The sequence below is a fragment of the Costertonia aggregata genome (genome assembly GCF_013402795.1).
GTDB classification, from domain to species: Bacteria; Bacteroidota; Bacteroidia; order Flavobacteriales; family Flavobacteriaceae; genus Costertonia; species Costertonia aggregata.
In genome coordinates this window covers 3341416-3360080 of the sequence record NZ_CP058595.1, presented here as the reverse complement: position 1 = coordinate 3360080, position 18665 = coordinate 3341416, and the positions used below count along the sequence as shown (strand labels likewise).

Here is an 18665-nt window from a genome sequence, read left to right as displayed (position 1 = left end):
TATATATTATTGACAAATATTGTTTGATTCAATATTTACTCTTGATGAAGTACTTGAGTCATTATTGATACATCTATACCTAGTATTTGGTGGAACAGAAATAGTATTACCGCTTATATCAATATCTGAATTATTATTTGTCAAGCGAATCCCGTCACTATCAGCGGTAGTAATATTGTTATTAGTTAGTTCAAAATTATTTACACCTAATAATTGAATTCCAGTATTGCAAGTATTATTTTTAAATTCTACGCCTCTAGTTTCAGAAAAAGTAAATTTTTTATCTGAATTGAACATATTATCCGAAACTATTAATTTGTTGTTTTCTTCACCTGCATTTTGGTTCACTCGTACAAAATATAAAGGGTCTGATTTTACGTTTATATCATTCTGAGAAATTGTTATTGAATTTGCGGCAGTAATATGAACCATCACGCCCCTACTCGATAAATCATTACTAGTTATTTCATTGTCCGAAATATTCATGTTTGATGCGTTCTTAACCTGTATAGCTATTCGGGCGTCTTGGATTTTGTTTTTTGAAATTTCTAAATCTTTGTGATAAGCTGAAATTCCAATACCATATCCAATTATTAAATTATCGGTAATTTGATTATCAAATACGGTTTCTCCAGAACCTCCCGCGCTTATCGCAGGGCTATCCTTGGACTTTTCTGAGGCCGTGAAGGTATTTTGTCTTATCCTAGCTCCAGAAGCATAGCTCCAACTGACTTTATTTTCTAACTGATTATTTTCTATAACAACATTTTCCCCTGTATAGATATTGAAAGCCCCTACCCTACTACCTTGTTCAATGTTATTTCTTAAAGTTACATCATACACCCTTTCATACAAGACTAAATTTCCACTATCATCTCTTGTTCTAACAGCTTCGATATTGACCGCAAAGCCAACAACCCCGCCATCCGAATTTTGAGTTGGTAGTGCCGTATCGATAAAGGTATTTCCTTCGAATAAAATATTGTTACCATCAGTCAATGCAACAGACATTCTTCTATTTCTTTCAAAAACACAGTTCTTGATAACAATGTTATTTGCTGGTATATAATCGGGCTGAAAAGTAAATCCGATAGAGTTAATAAACAAACCACCTTTGGAACCATCACTTATATTTACTCCGTCTACTGTTATATTATTAGCGCCGTGAATTACCATTAGATGATTACCTCCCTCTCCATCTCTTATTCCTGAGTAATCATGTTCATCTCTTTCCCCATGCAAATTACCGCCAACAATTGATGAATTTGACACATCCCTGAATGAAATAAGCACACCTTCTTTACCACCATTTGGTTGTGTTCTCAAATGCGTGTTTTCTGTCATTCTTAAGGTAAAATCCGATGGAAGATTGACTGCTTCACGGGAAGGATAGTAGTTTTGATTGGTCGTTGTACTGGTTACCTTGGAAATTTCAAAGTAAGCATCAAATTCATTTATCGAAAAAGTGGTCGCCCCAAGTAGCTTTGTTTTTTCAAAAAGATGCTCCAAATTAAAGTTGTTGGTTTGTGCCCTTTCAGAAGTGGTTCTACCTTGTACAAAGTCCCAACGTTCCGGATAAAACAAAAACGTATCGCTAGTCAAGATGATATTGCCCTCTACCTCTAAAAATTGATTTAGCAAATTACCATCTATCTTACCGCCCGTACCAAAATTTAAGGTACCATTAATGATTTCGCCACCTTTGTAGAGCAACGTAACATCAGAAGGGAGATCTATGGTGGATCCACCTAGATCCAACTGGCACTCTATTTCCATAGTGGCTCCCGCGGCAACGCTACTTAATGTGTAGTCGCATGGTGTGGTGTTGATATCCAATTTACCATCTGGGTTACCGCCGTCGGTATTCGTGTCGTCCCCACCGGTATCATCTCCGCCGGTATCGTCCCCATCTGTGGTATCATCGTCGGCGTTCTGGGCAAAAATATCCTCAAACAATTCATCATTTTGACAAGATACAAGTGGGAATGAGATAAAAAGAAGGGCAAGTAGGCTTAACTTAAGAAACAGGGATGATTTTTTCATTTGGTTTGTTTTTACAAATCTTTTAAATTTTAACGAATAGTCCGTCAAATTGTTTTATTTTTTCGATGAACTACATCCGTTTTACGGCCTTAAAATATTTTTAGACGTTTTTAAGGTTTTTTTTAACAAAAAAATCGATGAAATACACACTATCGTAAAATATAATTTGATTTTAGCGTTTGTATATTTACAATATAAACGTTCTCCCCATAACATGTAAAAATTAATGCTGTCGACTAAATTAATCGTTTCAAGGACAATTTAGCCCTTTATCGATGAATTGTTAGTAGGTTCGCTTTATTTTTACCCATCAAGTTATCGACATGCAAAGTCTACAAAAAGAACTTCTGTCCAGTTTTGAAAAAAACAGGGAACTAAATGCCTTTTGTATAGCAAACAATCACTATACCTATGGGCAACTGGAACAAAAGGTAAACGGGATACGAAATGCCATAAGGTCAAATGCAAAAGAAGAGAACGAACACATGGGTTTGGTCTTATCCGATTCGCTCGAAACCTACGCATCGATTTTAGCCTGCTGGTTAGAAAACAAAGCATATGTACCTATAAGTTTAACCAGTCCCAAAGAAAGAAACCAAAGTGTGTTACAGCAAGCCGAGGTACACATTTTATTATCCGCAAAGGAAGTTCCCGGGTATGACGAATATCTGATTATTGACACCGAACCCTTGGTCAACGCTTCTTTACAAGATAGGGGGGGTGATTATGACAACGATAGCCTAGCCTATATTTTTTTTACCTCGGGCACTACGGGAACACCCAAGGGAGTGCCCATTACCTTTTCAAATCTGATCGCTTTTTGCAAGGCGTTCGATCAAATGGTTTGTACCATAGACCACACCGACAAATGCTTGCAGATGTTCGAACTAACGTTTGACCTGTCGGTAATGTCCTACCTTATACCGCTACTCAAAGGCGCCTGTGTATATACCATACCGGACGACACTATAAAATATGGCTACATAGTGGAATTAATGGAGGACAAGCAATTGACCTTTGCCCTTATGGTACCCTCGATCTTACAATACCTGAGGCCCTATTTTAGCGAGATCAATTGTACTAGCATGAAAAACAACCTGTTCTGTGGTGAGGCATTACCTTTGGACGTAACGCAAGAATGGGCCAATTGTATCCCCAATGCAACGATAATGAACGTGTACGGGCCAACCGAGGACACCATTTTTTGTACCGAGCTTGTTTATAACAGGAGTGGGGAAAATAAATCCCATAACGGTGTTCTGTCAATAGGGAAACCCATGAAAGGGGTGCATACCATTATCGTAAACGACGACCAAAAAATACTCCCGCCAGGTGAAAAAGGTGAACTTTGTTTAGGAGGTGCCCAGCTCACGAGAGGTTATTGGAAGAATCCGGAAAAAAACAACGCTACTTTTTTTACCACTACTTATATGGGCAAAGAAACAAGGTTCTACAAAACAGGTGATCTTTGTTTTATGGACGGCGACGGCGACATCATGTACTCAGGGCGTGTAGATTTCCAAGCTAAAATACAGGGTTTTCGTGTAGAGCTATCCGAGGTAGAATTATATGCAAAACAAGCATTGGATAAAAAAAATGCTGTTGCAGTAGCCTTTAAAAATAAAATGGGCAATACGGAAATAGGACTGGTCATTGAAGGAGAAAAAATGGATATTAAGCCCGTCATGGCGCATATGAAATCAAAAATGCCCGTGTATATGATACCGACCCAAACACGGTTTATGGATGTTTTTCCACTAAATACCAATGGTAAAACCGACAGAAAACAATTAACCTCTCTTTTTTTGGGAAAAAAGATTGAAAACTCAACGCCGAACAATGAATAGAGATCAAATCGTACATACCATACGGCAAACGCTGGCCGATATTTTAGAGCATGATGATTTTAGCATACATGACGAACTTACCGCTAAAGATGTTGATGGTTGGGATTCGCTTTCGCATATGCTCATCATAACCCAAATAGAAAAGGAGTTCGGTATCAAGTTTAAATTACGCGACCTGAACAAGCTAAAAAATATGGGTTCCCTTATAGAGGTAATACAGTCCAAACTCTAAAAACATACTCGTGGTATTCAACTCATTTGGGTTTGCTTTCTTTATGTTTTGTGTTTTCTTGTTGTATTGGACCTTGTTCAAAAACAAAAAAAAAATACAGAACCTATTTATCCTTGTAACCAGCCTGTACTTTTATGCACTTACAGATTGGCGTTTTTTGACCCTTTTGGTGTTTTGTATACTGACCAATTATTATGTTGGCTTACAAATAGAGAAGGTCAAAAAAGAAAAATCGAAACAACGCTTTTTATACGCGGGTCTGGTTTTCAACATAGGATTATTGCTGTATTTTAAATATTTGAACTTTTTTATAAGTTCTTTTTTTAGTGTATTGAACCTTACCGAGACGGCACAGGAATACAGTTCACTACATATTATCGTTCCCTTGGGCATTAGTTTTTTTACCTTTCAGAACATAGGGTATTTGTTGGATGTTTTTAACGAACAGATCAAAGCTGAAAAAAATATAGTCCATTTTACCATTTTTACGGCCTATTTTCCAAAAATACTTTCAGGACCTATTGAGCGTGCCGGTAGCTTTTTACCACAGATAAAAAAAGAACGTATTTTTTCGGATAGCGTTATTATAGATGGCCTAAGGCAGATACTATGGGGGCTATTCGCCAAAATGGTAGTAGCTGAGAATTGTGCCGGTATTGTAAGGCCCATTTTTGATAATTACACCAATGAACCATGGACCATGCTCTTGGTAGGGGCATTATTTTACACCATACAACTATATGCCGACTTTTCTGGGTATTCCAATATGGCTATCGGGGTTTCAAAACTATTGGGCATACAACTCACAAAAAATTTCGCCACCCCGTTTTTTTCGACCAATATAGCCGACTTTTGGCGTGGGTGGCATATTTCTTTGACCACCTGGATGATGGATTATGTTTTTACGCCCCTATCATTTACGCTAAGAGCTCATAAAAAATTTGGTCTTGTTACCGCTATCGTAGCCACTTTTGTTTTGGTTGGTCTATGGCATGGGGCCAATTGGACCTTTATCGTTTATGGTCTCCTTCATGGGCTTTATTTTATACCCATTGTATACAAAGGCAATCTTTTGGGGTCTGCGAATTCAAAAGATAAACCGGCAAGACATGTTCTTTTGAATGGAGCTAAGGGCGTTGGATTGTTTTTAATCGTAGCATTAACGGCAGTTTTCTTTGGTTCTGAGACCATAACCATGGGAGCCCATTATATTTGGAACATTTTATCCTGTAAAACCGGGGCTTATCTTTTTGCCCCTTTTGGCGTTAATTTAGGATATATGGCGGTTATCATAAGTTTTTTCTTTTTTATGGAATGGATCAATAAAAACAGAAAACATGATTTTGAGATAAACTATATGCCAACACTGTTACGTTGGGCTATTTATATGTTCATTTTTTTACTGCTTTTGCTTTTTGGCAAAAGTTCTGATTCATTCATATATTTTCAATTTTAATCAGTTGCGTATGAAAAAATTATTGATTAAAATGTCATTTTTTTTGCTGCTGTGTTTAGGTATCACTTGTTTTTTCTTGTTGGCATATGGTGCCAATATCGATTATTTCTACAACAAGTTTACCACCCCCAAGGCAAAATCTATGATTATAGGTGATTCAAGAAGTCTACAAGGTATTCAGCCTCAGGTAATAAATGACTTTTTTGAATCAAATAAATACGAGTTACCCATGTTTAATTATAGTTTTACCATAGCCCAAGCGATCATTGGCCCACCCTATAATGAGAGCATTGAGAGAAAATTGGATGAAAACGCCAAAAATGGATTGTTTATACTCTCCCTTACTCCAGAAATGTTGACCTCAAAAATAGGGTTTGATAATGCGAACGATGAGTTTAGGGAAGCCGATCAGCCACCTCATAACATGAGTTTCGTGAGTATGAACCCAAATTTTGAGTATTTATTCAAGAATTCCCGTTTTTTTAATTTTAAAGCTGCCTTTAGAAAAAAGGCAACACTGCATAAAGATGGTTGGCTAGAGGAGTCAAACCTACCTAAAGATACCCTTGTGTTAAACAAGTGGAAAAAAGGTCAAATAGCATCGTTTCTAAAGGACAGGGATAAATTTTATATTTCGCGAATACGGCTGAGAAACTTGGATACTTTAATAAAAAAACTACAAAACCACGGGGAAGTGTTTGTTGTGCGAATGCCCATAGATAAGGACTTTTTATTACTTGAAAAAAAATATTATCCGGAGTTTAACCGTCTAATTGATTCCATTACAACAAAAAACACGATCAAATATTTTGATTTTAACCTATACAAGGGCAAGATGCCGTATCAAACCTATGACGGGCACCACATCAACAAATACGATGGCAAAAAATTCACAAGAGACCTATGTGATTCAATTCTCAAGTATTAATAATATAAAATGACACAAAAACATAGCTTATGCAGAGTTGATCATTTGCTATTCTTACCTTTGACAGGTACTGAAACAAGTTGTTTTTAGCATGCTCCCCCACTATATAAAACCATAACGTCATAGCTTGGAAACAAAAAAACAAAAAATAATAAGGATTACGACTGTACCAAATTCCCTAACAGGACTCTTAAGAGGGCAGCTTCGCTTTATGAACCAACATTATGAGGTTATTGGTATTTCTAGCGGAGGTAAAGGTTTGGAAAAGGTACATACCCAAGAGGAGATCAAGGTTATTCCCGTTGAAATGACAAGAAAAATAACACCTATTAAAGATATAAAAGCCGTTATTCAACTGTACCGCATTTTCAAGAATGAAAAGCCTTTTATAGTACATAGCCATACCCCAAAAGCAGGAACGGTAGCCATGCTGGCTGCGAAATTAGCAGGGGTACGGTTTCGTTTACATACTATTGCAGGTCTTCCCCTGGTTGAAGCTAAAGGGTTAAAGCGTGTTTTGTTGAACACCGTAGAAAAGATAACTTACGGTTGTGCTTCAATGATTTATCCCAATTCCCAAGGATTGAAAGATATCATATTAAACAACGGGTTTACTTCTGAAAAAAAGCTGAAAATAATTGGTGAAGGCAGTTCAAACGGTATCAATACCTCACATTTTGACCCTGCGCTCTTCAACGAAGAGGATAAAGCCAAACTTAAAGGTTCTTTGGGTATTAACGAGAACCATATTGTTTTCACATTTGTAGGCAGACTCGTAAAAGATAAAGGTATTAACGAACTTATTGAGGCTTTCCAAAGAATTTCCGGTACGTATGATAATGTTAAGTTATTACTTGTAGGTAAATATGAAAAACTTTTGGATCCACTTTTGCCAGAAACGGAAAAACATATTGATACGAACCCCAATATTTTGAGCGTAGGATGGCAAACCGATGTTAGACCATATTTTGCCATTACCGATGCCCTTGTTTTCCCAAGCTACAGAGAGGGTTTTCCCAATGTGGTCATGCAGGCAGGCGCCATGAAAGTATACAGTATAGTGACCAATATAAATGGATGCAACGAGATTATCGTCGAAGGGGAAAACGGTACCATAATCGAGACAAAAAGCGCAAAGGCACTATACGACAAAATGAAATTGTTTTGTGAAAATGCCTTAATTTACGATGCGGATAAATGTAGGCAGCTCATTGTATCAAGGTATGAACAACATTACATTTGGAGTGAAATTTTAAAAGTTTATCAAACACTTGAAAATAGCGTAAAACGTTCTTGATCTATTTTTCACCTTGTACTAACTTATAGGAACTAAATGAAAAAATCACAATTGGATTTCTTTTTTGAGTTTTACGAAAAAAAACGAATTCCCGAAATATATTCCAATATAATTTTCAAGAACCGAGAAGATACTTCAGTAATCAAAAATGTAAGGGAGAAAACGGTACACGATAAAATTTACTCAATCTTTTTTATTCCTGAATACATAGTACCGCAATGTAAAGCCCAGCATTTTAAAGTGAAAAAAATTGATCAATATTTCAAAGGGTATGCATTGGACCTCTCCCATTTTGATAGTGCCGACGCTTATATCAAAAATCGTTTTAGAAGCAATGCGAAGACGATAAGAAAAAGGGCGAGAAGGTTAGAAACCTGTTTTGATATTACTACGAAAATGTTTTATGGATCTATTGACAGGGCCGATTATGATATTCTTATAGACAAAGCTTTCAAAATGATACAAAGACGCTTTGACGAACGCCAAGCAGAAAGCCATACCCTAACACAATGGGACCGTATAAAGACTATTTTTTTTTCCTTGATAAACGAAAAAAAGGCATCTATGTACGTTATTTATGACAGTGACAAGCCCATAGCCATTTCGCTAGGCCACCACTTTCATGGTAAACTTTTCAGTTTGGTTTCCGCATATGATATAGATTATTCAAAATTCAGTTTAGGAAATATAGAAATTTATCGAAAAATAGATTGGTGCCTTAAAAACGAGCATTATATGTATGAACTTGGGATGGGGGACTTGGATTATAAGCGTGAATGGAGTAACAATATCTATAATTTTCAGCATCAGGTATTGTATTCAACAAAAAATATATTAACTCGACTATCCGGTTTTGCCCTTTATTGTAAAGCGTATTGTAAAGAATTATGCTATAAAAAAGCATATGAACCATACGATAAGGTTAGGGCAAGAATCCGAAGCTTCAAAAGGAAGAAAGAGACTATGGAAAATACGGCACCACAAGTAGATATAGTACAAAATCCCGTTGAATTAAAAACTTGGGAAAAAATACCTTTTGAAAATTCAAAATACGATTTTTTAAAAAGGCATATCAATGATTTTTTATATATGGCCATTGAAAACAAAAAGAATTTAACCGCATACAAAATGATAACCGATGAAAACAAGTTTTTGATTAAAACATCGAAACAAGCTGTAACAGTCCAATTTGTGAAGAGTAAACCACTGTAATAAACCAGCGAGCGTTAGTTGACCTTGGAAAAAAGTGATACATCTATTAATATTATAAAAAAATAGACCATTCTAAAACTATTGATACATTTGCGCACATGTACCGTTATATTTTCAAACCACTATTGGATTTCATTACCGGTGTAATTTTGTTTTTGTTACTGACACCCATTTTTATTGTTATCATGATTGTTTTGTACACTAGCCTAAAAAAGAATCCTTTCTTTGTACAAAAAAGACCCGGTAAAAATGAAAAAATCTTCTCGGCCCTCAAATTCAAATCAATGCTGGACACTGTGGATGATAAAGGTGATTTATTGCCCGATCATCTAAGAATAACCAAGTTTGGTGCTTTTTTAAGAAAGTCATCTTTAGACGAAATACCTCAAATTTTAAATGTAATCAAAGGAGATATGAGTTTTGTAGGACCAAGGCCTTTATTAATCAGGTACCTACCCTACTACTCGCAACGGGAAAAGCTAAGACACTCCGTCAAACCTGGTATAACCGGATTGGCACAGGTTTCTGGAAGAAATTATATAAGTTGGAAGAAAAAATTTGAATTAGACGTACATTATGCGGAAAACTTAAGTCTATTTTTAGATTTAAAAATACTGTTTAAAACAGTTTTGAAAGTATTGTATTCAAGTGATGTAGCCGTTGCGACGAATAAAGTCAATGAATATTTTGATGTTGAAAGGAAAAGAGAACTAGAACAGGTTTGAGGTATGACAGAAAACATTGAGGTAAAAGTTTATAATAAGGCACAACTTAGAACTATTGCGGAAACTAACGAGTTTTGGGAAAAAGCCGGCCCACTGGTTATCTCAAAAAATAAGGTGTTATGGATGTTACGTTCGCCTCGTATTGAGGAAGAAGATACATGCTTAATGATCGGTCTTGCAGATGAAAAATTGATTGCATTTATTCACATAATAGCTGATGAACTAAATACGGATTCTTCTGCCAAGGTATATTGGATGAACGAATGGTGGGTGCAAAAAGAATACCAAGATACCGTTTTGGGAATGTATATGTACAATGATGCCCTAAAACGAATGGGACATAAAGTATTGGTAAAGTCAAATGCTGAATCTGCGAACGAATTTTATAGAAAACAACCCTTTACGCCTATTCAGAATCGTAAAAGATTTACCATATTCTTTAGCCTGAATGTCGACAGCATTATTGTGAAATTTCCCTTTTTAAAGCCAACAAGAGCAATCTTATCATTGTTCGAGACAATTTCATTTAAATTGGTCAACAGCTGGAACAAGGTCAAATTAAAAAATAAAACAAAAGAGTTGTCATACGAGTACATACATGAAATTGATGTAAACACATGGCGATTTGCAGAAAAATTTCTCAAAAACGATCTTATCAAAAAAGATAGGGCATATGTAAGCTGGCAACTTTCCCAAGAACAATATATTGCCGCGCCGATTTACGATAAAATACATAACACGGCAAGAATTGGCGGTACGAACACCACTGTAGAGATAAAAACCTTTAATGTATACTCAGAATCCAATATCATAGCATTTATTTCATTGTTAAGTTTTGGAAACGAAGCCTACATAAAATATTTTTTGGTATCCGACAATAATTTTGATAGCGCCGTAAATGCTTTAATTGAAAATTGTATCGCATTAAAGCGAAGTTATATTTTTACGGATAATGAAAAGTTGGCAAAACATATAAGTAAAAACTTCACAAAAGTTTTTGTGTACAATGTTTTAAAAACAGCCTGGGCTCATAATAGCATAGATGCTCAAATAGTTGACCTGAAGACCAAAGAACAGGATGGTCAATTTGTTTGATACCAAAAACACATATCATAAACACAATACTATTTATTTATACAATGCCAGAAAAAAACATTCAAGAAATCATACAAGCTTCATTTACCAAAATTTTGGGACATGATGATTTTGAGCTAAAAAATGAGACTACTGCCAAAGATATAGATGGTTGGGATTCTATAACCCATATGATGATCATAAACGATATCGAAGAAAAGCTTGGTATAAAGTTTAAATTAATGGATTTAATGGGGCTAAAGAATATTGAAGATTTAAACCATATAATCAGTTCTAAATTGGGATAATCATATGTATACATTGATTATAAAAAGAATTTTTGATATAGTTTTGGCTAGTGTGGGCCTAATCATACTATCTCCCATTTTCATAGCAATTACAATAGTACTATTCATACTCAATAGGGGCAAACCATTTTTTTTTCAGAAAAGACCGGGCAAAAACGAGAAAATTTTCAATATCATCAAGTTTAAATCTATGAACGATAAGACAGATAGTGACGGTAAGCTATTGCCTTATGCCGATAGAATAACAAATTTTGGTCATTTCATACGTAATTATTCTTTGGATGAAATACCCCAGTTAATAAACATAATCAAAGGTGATATGAGTTTGGTAGGGCCAAGACCTTTATTGCCAAAATATTTAAGTTTATATAATGATTTTCAAAGACAACGACACCAATTGAAACCTGGGGTAACGGGTTGGGCACAGGTAAATGGCAGAAATACTATAACTTGGGACGAAAAATTTAAATTGGATATTTGGTATGTGCAAAATATTACGTTCTTATTAGACTGTAGAATTATTTTCCTGACCATTAAAAAAGTTTTTCTCAAAGAAGATATCAATAGTTCAAAAACAGTAAATATGGAGCCATTTAATGGCAATAATTAAAAATGAAAAATCCTTCCATAATAATCGGGGCAGGAACCCAAGGGCAAATATATGCTTCATATCTTATAGAGGCTGGTGTGCCTATAATCGGTTTTATTGATGACGATACCAAGTTGTCTGGGAAAAATGTAAATGGCATTCCTGTTTTGGGGGACTATGGTGATCTGTTTTCAAAAAAATTAAAATCAAATATAAGAGATGTCTATTGCCCAATAGGAAACAATAAAATTAGGGCCAGTTATTTATCTGCTTTAAAGAACGAAGGTTACAATACCCCCAGCTTTATCCATCCAACCACATCAATAGGGCCCGATGTTGAACTCGGGGAAGCCATTTATATGTTAGTGGGTAATATTGTTATGCCACATACTAAAATAGGAAATTACTTAATGGTAAATATGGCAAGTACGATTGCTCATCATGTTACAGTCGAAAACGGCGTTTTTATGTCTTCTGGTGTTAATATCGGAGCAATGATAAACGTTAAGGAAAATGCATACATAGGCATGGGGGTAACCGCTATGACGGGTATAAAAACCATAGGGGAAAACTCCTTATTGGGTGCCGGTACCGTTGTCATCAAAGATGTACCTGATTTTGCTACAGTAGTAGGGAATCCGGGAAGGGTAATTAAATACAATAAATAATGACAACTGCGATCAATCAAAAACAAATCGAAGATATAACCTTTATAGGATCGGGCATATCTACATCATTCACCCTTCTTCATCTCCTGGAAAAAGTTAAGGATAAAAAAGAACATCCTTTTTTAAACATAACGGTAATCGATAAGTATGGTGAATTCAACACCGGGATTCCATATGGAAAAAGATCGGGTTTTTCTGTTTTACTAATAACATCCTTACGAAATTTTTTACCGGAGCCTGAACTAAGTCCCTTTTTAAAATGGCTAAAACTGAATAAAGAATGGCTTATTGACGAATTCAAAAGTGAAGGTGGTGAACTATCCAAAAAGTGGGTTGTAGACCATGCGACAGAAATTAAGAACAACGAGTGGGAGGATTTGTTCATACCACGCCGTTTCTTTGGATGTTATATAGATGAGAAAGTAAAAACAACTGTAGACAGCCTTGAAAAAGAGAAAAGACTAAAGGTATCCTACATAGCGTCGGAAGTTATAGACACCAGGTTTAGAGACGATTGTTGGGAAGTTCTGTATGAAAACACTACCCCTACCATAACCAAAAAACTTGTTTTATCAATAGGTTCCTTGCCTACCAATCCGTTGTGGAAAAACGATACACTATTAAGGGAAGAAAATTTATTGTTCATAAACAACCCTTACAAACTAGAGCTCCAAAGAACTTTGGAGACCATAAAAACATTTTTAAAAGACAGTAAAGGCAAAGTTCGTAACGCAGTTATCGTGGGATCCAACGCAAGCGGTCTGGAGATGCTGTATAAAATGAACGATGACAAGGGCATATCTGATTTAATAGATACTTTTACGATGCTATCTACACAAGGGTTGCTTCCAGATTCTGAGATCGATTTTCAAAAACTTTCCAATTATTCGCCAGGCACATTAAAATCGTTACAAAAAAAAGAGTCGCTAACGGCAAAAGAAATCGCCGATGCCGTTTATAAAGATTTGGATGCCGCAGAAAGAATAGACTTAGGAGCGGCATCTACGGTAGGCGTTGTTTCAAGTGCTTTCGGTTCTTTACTGGGTAAATTAAACAAAAGAGAACTTGGGAACTTTGCTTGTTACCATGGCAATGAGATTGGTCGTAGGCAAAGAGTAGCCGGCCTTCATTATTCCAATACCGTGAAAGCCCTGAAGAAAAAAAACCGATTTCAACATATTGCAGGAAGGTTTTCCGATATGAAAAAGAATGGCAACACCTATAACTTGGAATACCTAGATACTGCCAGCAAAAAAAAGATGGTCACCAAACATCCAGTAGATATAGTAATCAACTGTGTTGGCGGCATGAATCTATACATGGACAAAATACCTGAACTTCTAAAAAACATGTTGCAAAAAGGATACATAAGTGCCAATGATTCCAAAATAGGAATAACGGTGAACAATCGCATGGAAGCATCACACAATCTACATATAGTCGGACCGCTATTGGCCGGTAACGTAATTTTAGATCAGGCTGTATGGCATGTTGAGCATTGTGGAAGAATCATAGCTTTCTCCAAAGTTTTATCCGAACATCTGATACAGCCCGATATCATTAAGGACAAGATTGCACTTAATGTTTACGATCTGACCGACGAAACAGATAAAAATCATTATCAAAATATAATTTCAGAACAATGGAACGACAACCCATACTACATGTTAAATTATTTTTCGCATCACCAAAAAAAGGATGTTGGTTTGATAGCTTTTGAACTAAAAAAAAATGATGAAAGTGTTGCTGTAATGCCCATGGTCAAAAGAAAAATACCAAATACTGATTTTTTTGACGTAATCTCACCTTACGGATATAGCGGTCCAATTTTTAAGTACAATGACGATTTTTCCATTCCAGTAAAATTTTGGGATTTAGTAGATACATGGTATCGCGAAAATGATATTATAACTGAATTTGTCAGATTCAGTCTAAACCAAAATCACAAAAGTTATTCTGGCGAGTGCTTTCCCACCTTAGATAATGTGAACGGTAAGCTTTTGGGTAATTTTGAAGATCAATGGGAACGGTTTTTACCCAAAGTCAGAAACAACTACCGAAAATCACTTAAATATAATTTGAAAATCAAGTTTTTTGATAAAAACAATATCAAAGAAAAACATATAAGAGATTTCTATACCATATATGTGAATACCATGAAAAGAAATGATGCGCAAGCATTTCTTTTCTTTTCTTTGGACTACTTCAATAATCTTGTCTTGAGCAATCCAGAAAAGTTCGTGCTGTGTACTGTTTACAATAAAAAAATTCCCATTTCCACAGAATTGATAATTGTAAAAGATTCATATATACACGCATTTTTGGGCGGTACCGAAGAAGAATATTTTCATCTAAGACCAAATGATTTCCTGAGGGTCGAAGTCATTAAATGGGCTATTGAGATGGGTAAAAAGAACTATATTTTAGGAGGTGGGGTAAGAAATAATGATGGGCTTTATAAAAGCAAAAAAGCTCTTTTCCCTAAAGATAACGATGTTATGTTCTACACCGGTAGAAAAATAATAGACAAAAAGAAGTACCAAGAATTGAACCATAAGCTATTGGGCGCAAAAGTAAATAATACAGAAGGAGAAATAAATGATTTTTTTCCTATTTACAGGCAAGTAAAGGTATCTTGATTATGACATACCCATAATAATTCTTTTACAACGCCCATTCATAATAATAAAAGTTTTAAGTAGGATTTTGAATGTTATTCAACTCTATTGACTTTATAATATTTTTTCCGGTAGTTTTTGTGCTATACTGGTATTTAGCGAAAACGGTACGTCAACGTAATGCAATCATTTTATTTTCAAGTTATGTTTTTTATGGTTGGTGGGACTGGCGTTTTTTATTTTTAATCGCAACAAGTTCTTTAATAGATTTTTTAGTTGGAAAGGCAATTGGGAACAGTGAAAACCTTAGGGTACGAAAAAGACTGCTTTATACAAGTTTGGCAGTAAATCTTGGAGCTCTATTATTTTTTAAGTACTGTAATTTCTTTATTGATAACTTTATAGAAGCATTTTCATTTTTTGGTCACAAGGCCAACTTTAGACAACTCAATATTATTCTTCCGGTAGGCATAAGTTTCTATACGTTTCAAACACTGAGTTACACCATAGATATTTATAGAAAGAAAATAAAGGCTACCGACGATTTTTTATCTTTTTTTGCATTTGTAAGTTTCTTTCCGCAATTGGTGGCTGGTCCCATAGAGCGTGCAAGTAATTTACTTCCCCAGTTTTATGAAGAAAAACGGTTTGCTGTCAAAAAGTTTTCAACGGGCCTTAAATTTTTAATCCTAGGTTTTTTTTTAAAACTAGTGATCGCAGACAGGGCTGCAGTCTATGTAAATGCAGTTTACAATAATGTGGAAAACCATGATGGCTATACCCTTATTATGGCCACCTTGTTATTTTCTTTTCAAATTTACGGAGACTTTGCAGGCTATTCCCTAATCGCCATTGGAACAGCAAAGTTTTTTGATTTTGACCTCATGACCAATTTTCGACGTCCTTATTTTTCGGCATCTATAAGTGAGTTTTGGACTAGGTGGCACATATCCTTGTCCACTTGGTTTAGAGACTACCTATACATTCCATTGGGCGGTAATCGCACGACGAAATCAAGATGGTTGTTCAATATTTTCATAACTTTTTTGATAAGTGGTTTTTGGCATGGTGCCAATTGGACATTTATAATATGGGGGGCTTTAAATGGTGGCTATATAGTTTTAGAAAAATATATATTCAAAAAAAGAAGGACCGGTATTTTAAATATAATGCTGACTTTTGTTCTTATAAATATCTCATGGGTGTTTTTTAGGGCAAATTCAGTACAGGATGCATACATGATATTGCAAAAGGTAGTATCTACTCCTGGAAGCCTCTACATAGGCATGGGTGATGATATAGCGGCATTGATCTATTCACTTATAGCAATTCTCATGTTAATGGTCATGGAGGTCAAAAAGGAGTTTTTTAACCATCTTTTTTCTTTTTCCAACAATAGATACGAGTTTGTACGATTATCCTTTTTTGCTTTCTTGATTTTTATGATTTTATATTTAGGAGTATTTGATGAAAGCCAATTTATTTATTTCCAATTTTAAATATGATAAAGAAAGAACACAAATCGTTTTTTTTGAAAATTGTAAAATTTTTGATCGTTTTGATCATGGTAGATTTAATTTTTGGTTTTTTTTCAAATGAAATATTCTTTTCTCAAAAGACAGGTAAATATGCAAGAATTCAATATGTAACCAAAAAAAGCGATGCCGAACTAATTGTGTTGGGCAGCTCTCATGCTATTAGACATTTTGTGCCAAAAGTTCTGGATAGCATCGTAAAAAAGAAGGCATACAATGCAGGGGCCGAAGGGCAACAGTTGATATATCATTTTGCCCTACAGAAAATGATTCTCAAAAACAAACGTCCAGATATAATGGTTCTGAATATTGATGAGGATTGGTTATACGAATCTTCGGTCGCTTATCGAAGATTATCGGATTTACACCCTTTCTATGGTTCGTATCGGGAAGAATTATATCCGATACTCAAAAAAGAAGATAAATTTATTAGCCTCAAACTACTGCTCAACTCTTATAGAAACAATTCTACTATCGTACATGCCTTACGGTATTATCTAGCTCCACAAAAAGACTACGACGGGTACAGGCCATTATCAGGAGTTATGCCTAAACCTGAAAATATAAAAAATATCAATTTACGTGGTGAGTATTCCGAAGAAACAATAAATATTGATTTTGTAAAAGTGTTGAAAAAACTTATCCAAAATGCAAAACAAAAAAACATAGCCTTGGTCTTTGTTACCTCACCAAAGCCGATAAATGTTGATTTTAGTAACAATACTTCTTATTCCAAAATATTGGAAATAACAAAGAATAACGATATACCATTTTTCGACTATAGCAAGAACCCCAAGTTCATGGGAAATTATGAGCTATTTCATGATGCGTCTCATTTAAACGATAATGGTGCTAGACTATTCACAAAAATGGTAGGGAAAGATATACTTGAACTAATCAACACTATCAAAAAATAGAAGCTTTTGTTTCTTTAGCCCTTTTACCAAATATACCCGTTCATCCCTTTTATCCCCTACTCTGAAAACCTCTATGTTAGAAGATTTTTCTGAATTCACATATTGAAAATCAAAAACCGGTTTCCTAACAAAACTATTTTCTTGACTATATATATTAATTTTAGTGATCTTATCTTGTATGTTGGAAGAGCAGTCCTCAACCCTGTAAGGCAATGTAGCATTAGTTGGTTTAACTTTTGGCCTATTGCCATATAAAAGATACCAACGAATTTTTGCCAGTAGATTAAAACGTTCTTTATTTATTATCATATAAGTAGATGCCATACTTTTTTTTGTGATAAAAAATGCCTTAATTTTTTTGACTAAGGATTTACCATTATAAATAACTTCACTTTTATAATTGTATACCGTATTGCACCAATCCCTTTTATATTTATAATCGCCCCATCTCATGTTAAAAATAGTAAAGCCATTTTCAAAACACCACTCTATTTTTTTTAAAACCACAATATTTCCCAAACCAAATTTCGCATAGTCAATTTCGTACGAACTGATAGCACTTTCAAAAATATTTTCGTACATATATCCTATGCTTATTGCTATAGGAACATTGCTGTTATATACTACGAAAAGACTTGCTTTCTTATTGATTATCATATCGTATGCAGAATCTTGATAAAAATCCCAGTAGTCTATATTGCCATGTTTTATACCCCTTTGGGCAAATCTATTGACTATCATTAACCTAAATTTTTCCATCAATCCCTTGCATTCGTCTTTCCCTATATTACCGTCAAACATTTTATATTTAATATCAAAACAAGTCTCCAGTCTCCTTAATCGGGCCAAAATATTTCTTCTACCCTTACTCCCAAATTGTTTTACCATATAATCATCTGCATTTGTGCAATCGGTCAAATTGCATAAAAGGCCTACGAAGTGGTTGAACGAAAACCGAGAATATACAGCAGGTTGGGTATTTAATGACAACTCTAAAAATGGCGGTATAAAATGTACCAGATAGATATTGTCCTTGTTTTCTTTGATGACGTCATTGCAAACATTCAAATACTTTTGTTTCGATGTTGTTTTGTTGATGACTGAGTTATAGAAATACGGAGTATCCAATTTCTCAAAAAAATCCTCTGTAAAATTGAGCTCAATATTTTTCAAAAAACCCATACACTATGCTTGTTGTTGTATTAAATGTTTTGAT

The 18665-nt window shown here is 35.0% G+C and carries 16 protein-coding genes; 14 read left to right on the top strand and 2 right to left on the bottom strand.

Features of this window, described 5'->3' with window-relative positions; all coding sequences use genetic code 11:
- Positions 1-6: 6 nt before the first annotated feature.
- Positions 7-2043 carry a right-handed parallel beta-helix repeat-containing protein gene (locus tag HYG79_RS15495; RefSeq protein WP_179242973.1) on the bottom strand — a complete coding sequence of 679 codons (2037 nt, stop codon included), beginning with the start codon at positions 2041-2043 and terminating at the stop codon, positions 7-9.
- A gap of 323 nt (positions 2044-2366) precedes the next feature.
- Here HYG79_RS15495 and HYG79_RS15490 point away from each other — a divergent pair, with 323 nt between their 5' ends.
- The 14 genes from HYG79_RS15490 (at position 2367) to HYG79_RS15425 (ending at position 17449) form a co-directional block, all read left to right on the top strand.
- Entirely contained in the window at positions 2367-3890 is a 1524-nt protein-coding gene (locus tag HYG79_RS15490; RefSeq protein WP_179242972.1) for an amino acid adenylation domain-containing protein, read from the top strand.
- The gene (locus HYG79_RS15485; RefSeq protein ID WP_179242971.1) at positions 3883-4122 is read left to right on the top strand and encodes an acyl carrier protein; all 240 of its coding nucleotides are present in this window, start codon (positions 3883-3885) and stop codon (positions 4120-4122) included. Before HYG79_RS15490 ends, HYG79_RS15485 begins: the two co-directional genes overlap by 8 nt.
- A gap of 10 nt (positions 4123-4132) precedes the next feature.
- Positions 4133-5578 (top strand): MBOAT family O-acyltransferase, encoded by a 1446-nt coding sequence (locus HYG79_RS15480; RefSeq protein WP_179242970.1) that lies wholly within the window; start codon positions 4133-4135, stop codon positions 5576-5578.
- A gap of 10 nt (positions 5579-5588) precedes the next feature.
- The gene (locus HYG79_RS15475) at positions 5589-6506 is read left to right on the top strand and encodes a hypothetical protein (RefSeq protein ID WP_179242969.1); all 918 of its coding nucleotides are present in this window, start codon (positions 5589-5591) and stop codon (positions 6504-6506) included.
- A 127-nt stretch (positions 6507-6633) separates the two neighbouring features.
- A complete protein-coding gene (locus HYG79_RS15470; RefSeq protein WP_228027886.1) occupies positions 6634-7803 on the top strand; it encodes a glycosyltransferase family 4 protein in 1170 nt (389 codons plus the stop codon).
- Between the two features lie 36 nt (positions 7804-7839).
- Positions 7840-9015 (top strand): GNAT family N-acetyltransferase, encoded by a 1176-nt coding sequence (locus HYG79_RS15465; RefSeq protein ID WP_179242968.1) that lies wholly within the window; start codon positions 7840-7842, stop codon positions 9013-9015.
- Between the two features lie 98 nt (positions 9016-9113).
- The gene (locus HYG79_RS15460) at positions 9114-9740 is read left to right on the top strand and encodes a sugar transferase (protein ID WP_179242967.1); all 627 of its coding nucleotides are present in this window, start codon (positions 9114-9116) and stop codon (positions 9738-9740) included.
- 3 nt (positions 9741-9743) lie between these two features.
- A complete protein-coding gene (locus tag HYG79_RS15455) occupies positions 9744-10835 on the top strand; it encodes a GNAT family N-acetyltransferase (RefSeq protein ID WP_179242966.1) in 1092 nt (363 codons plus the stop codon).
- A 44-nt stretch (positions 10836-10879) separates the two neighbouring features.
- Complete coding sequence (locus HYG79_RS15450) at positions 10880-11122, top strand: acyl carrier protein (RefSeq protein WP_179242965.1); 243 nt, start codon at positions 10880-10882, stop codon at positions 11120-11122.
- A gap of 4 nt (positions 11123-11126) precedes the next feature.
- The gene (locus HYG79_RS15445) at positions 11127-11732 is read left to right on the top strand and encodes a sugar transferase (protein ID WP_179242964.1); all 606 of its coding nucleotides are present in this window, start codon (positions 11127-11129) and stop codon (positions 11730-11732) included.
- A 2-nt stretch (positions 11733-11734) separates the two neighbouring features.
- Complete coding sequence (locus HYG79_RS15440) at positions 11735-12379, top strand: NeuD/PglB/VioB family sugar acetyltransferase (RefSeq protein WP_179242963.1); 645 nt, start codon at positions 11735-11737, stop codon at positions 12377-12379.
- Positions 12379-15018, top strand: coding sequence for a GNAT family N-acetyltransferase (locus HYG79_RS15435; protein ID WP_179242962.1), 2640 nt, complete (start codon positions 12379-12381; stop codon positions 15016-15018). The genes HYG79_RS15440 and HYG79_RS15435 overlap by 1 nt, the downstream gene beginning before the upstream one ends.
- A 71-nt stretch (positions 15019-15089) precedes the next feature.
- A complete protein-coding gene (locus tag HYG79_RS15430) occupies positions 15090-16496 on the top strand; it encodes an MBOAT family O-acyltransferase (RefSeq protein ID WP_179242961.1) in 1407 nt (468 codons plus the stop codon).
- Positions 16497-16528: 32 nt separating this feature from the next.
- Positions 16529-17449: a hypothetical protein gene (locus HYG79_RS15425; protein WP_179242960.1), complete on the top strand. Its 921-nt coding sequence runs from the start codon at positions 16529-16531 to the stop codon at positions 17447-17449.
- Here the strand turns inward: HYG79_RS15425 and HYG79_RS15420 are convergent.
- Positions 17426-18631: a GNAT family N-acetyltransferase gene (locus HYG79_RS15420; RefSeq protein ID WP_179242959.1), complete on the bottom strand. Its 1206-nt coding sequence runs from the start codon at positions 18629-18631 to the stop codon at positions 17426-17428. The genes HYG79_RS15425 and HYG79_RS15420 overlap by 24 nt on opposite strands.
- Positions 18632-18665: the final 34 nt, after the last annotated feature.

Coding starts and splice junctions, on each gene's coding strand:
- HYG79_RS15465 (WP_179242968.1), top strand. CDS start 7,840: ATGAAAAAATCACAATTGGATTTCTTTTTTGAGTTTTACGAAAAAAAA.
- HYG79_RS15460 (WP_179242967.1), top strand. CDS start 9,114: ATGTACCGTTATATTTTCAAACCACTATTGGATTTCATTACCGGTGTA.
- HYG79_RS15475 (WP_179242969.1), top strand. CDS start 5,589: ATGAAAAAATTATTGATTAAAATGTCATTTTTTTTGCTGCTGTGTTTA.
- HYG79_RS15450 (WP_179242965.1), top strand. CDS start 10,880: ATGCCAGAAAAAAACATTCAAGAAATCATACAAGCTTCATTTACCAAA.
- HYG79_RS15485 (WP_179242971.1), top strand. CDS start 3,883: ATGAATAGAGATCAAATCGTACATACCATACGGCAAACGCTGGCCGAT.
- HYG79_RS15440 (WP_179242963.1), top strand. CDS start 11,735: ATGAAAAATCCTTCCATAATAATCGGGGCAGGAACCCAAGGGCAAATA.
- HYG79_RS15495 (WP_179242973.1), bottom strand. CDS start 2,043: ATGAAAAAATCATCCCTGTTTCTTAAGTTAAGCCTACTTGCCCTTCTT.
- HYG79_RS15430 (WP_179242961.1), top strand. CDS start 15,090: ATGTTATTCAACTCTATTGACTTTATAATATTTTTTCCGGTAGTTTTT.
- HYG79_RS15420 (WP_179242959.1), bottom strand. CDS start 18,631: ATGGGTTTTTTGAAAAATATTGAGCTCAATTTTACAGAGGATTTTTTT.
- HYG79_RS15435 (WP_179242962.1), top strand. CDS start 12,379: ATGACAACTGCGATCAATCAAAAACAAATCGAAGATATAACCTTTATA.
- HYG79_RS15445 (WP_179242964.1), top strand. CDS start 11,127: ATGTATACATTGATTATAAAAAGAATTTTTGATATAGTTTTGGCTAGT.
- HYG79_RS15490 (WP_179242972.1), top strand. CDS start 2,367: ATGCAAAGTCTACAAAAAGAACTTCTGTCCAGTTTTGAAAAAAACAGG.
- HYG79_RS15455 (WP_179242966.1), top strand. CDS start 9,744: ATGACAGAAAACATTGAGGTAAAAGTTTATAATAAGGCACAACTTAGA.